Genomic DNA, 1,514 nt, shown 5'->3' with positions numbered 1-1,514 from the left:
TTTAAAGATGCCGTGGTTGGCACAGAACATAATCGAAAGGTAGCCGTGTTAAACAATTCTGGGCGACCGGTCCATATTGAGCGGCTCCTGGCATCCTGTGGGTGCATTACCGTCGTTGCTTCGGATGAGACAATTCCGGATGGTGAAACGGTTATGATCAACATTAGCTTGACCGTTCAAGGAAAAGGCTCTTCGGAGTTCGCTGTGCAGGTTTTATTTCGCGAGCCAATCGATCCGGTGTCGGTTTCTCTGGTCGTTGAAGGAGTTGAGGGCATTAATGTAATCCCTTCGTCCGTTTACGTAGGTGAGATACCAAGGGGCATGCCGTACGAGGAGCATTTTTCGCTCCAAGTTAGCGGTCTAGCCGACGACAAAAACCCTATTCGAGTCCTGGCTGAGTCACAAAACCAAAGTTATAACGCGGTGCTGGGAAGCGCTGTCGCACGCTCGTCGTCGATCCGTCTTCCGTTGTTGTTTCAGTCCGACGGAGAGGCCGCGGAAGGGCGGTTCGAGTATGTCTGTAGACTGACAGCTGGAGGTTCCAAAAAGACGGTGTTTCCAGTATCCTTTTTGGGTGTCGTTGTGGATCCGGTCGTGGCCTCCTGCCGCCAGTTAACGTTCGGTTCGGAACGAGAGAAGTTTGTAGATGTGTCGAGCAAGTTTGGAGATACCTGCATTAAAAAGGTCGAGGTTGATCGAAATTTATTTTCTATTGATGTGATAATTAATTCGGGATCTAATATCCGCTTGCGCATAGCAAAGATATCTGAGGCGCCGCCACAGGAGGAGAGTGAGTTGTTGATCGAATTTGAAAGCCCAGTCTCGCATTCATTTGAAATACCGATATTTGCGAATTGATAAGACACACCTCCCTTAGAGAAGCGTGACAAGCTATGCGAGGATAAATCAAAAGGGCCAGGCCTGAATGCCGCGTAGTTTAGACGCAAGTCGTTCACGCTGCTGACCTTCGGGACGCGTGCCGGGGTTGTTTCATGAGCTTGTACGGCTTGGGGCGTCGGTAACCGTTCACGGGTCGGTGTGAGGAATCAAGCGGTGGCCGTGGCGCTATTGTGCTGCCTCTCTTGAAATTGGAAATCCGCTAAAAGTGAGCTATTTTCACTTGAGGAGATTTCACAATGACCCGAAAACGACGATCCTTTTCGGCTGCTGAGAAGGCTGCCGCGGTACGCAAACATCTTGTCGACAAAGTTCCTGTCTCTCAGATCGCTGACCAGATGAAGGTCCAGCCGACGCTGATTCACAATTGGATTAACGCGGCAATGTCCCAGGTCGAGCGGGCCTTCGAGAGCCCCCGAACTGCCAAAGCGGACAAGTCCAAATCCGAGCGAGAAGTCACCGAACTTCGCGAGAAGTTAATCGCTAAGAACGAGGTGATTTCCGAGCTGATGGAGGAGAACATCCGCTCAAAAAAAGACAATGGGGAACTCTGAAGGGTCGATGGGCTCCCCACGATACAAGAGACCAAATCGTCGATTACATCGAGTACTGGCAGA

At 50.7% G+C, this 1,514-nt stretch carries 2 protein-coding genes; both read left to right on the top strand.

The annotated features are described in order from the left end of the window. Positions 1-858, top strand: an 858-nt coding sequence (locus GE027_RS22525) for a DUF1573 domain-containing protein (RefSeq protein WP_153559482.1), incomplete at its 5' end; no start/stop codon positions are given. 278 nt (positions 859-1,136) lie between these two features. Further along, positions 1,137-1,451 (top strand): transposase, encoded by a 315-nt coding sequence (locus tag GE027_RS22520; protein WP_153559481.1) that lies wholly within the window; start codon positions 1,137-1,139, stop codon positions 1,449-1,451. Positions 1,452-1,514 lie beyond the last annotated feature (63 nt).

Source organism: Roseimaritima sediminicola, assembly GCF_009618275.1.
In the GTDB taxonomy this organism is placed as follows: domain Bacteria; phylum Planctomycetota; class Planctomycetia; order Pirellulales; family Pirellulaceae; genus Roseimaritima; species Roseimaritima sediminicola.
The sequence above is the reverse complement of the archived record's forward strand: the minus strand, read 5'-3'. Positions and strand labels throughout refer to the sequence as shown.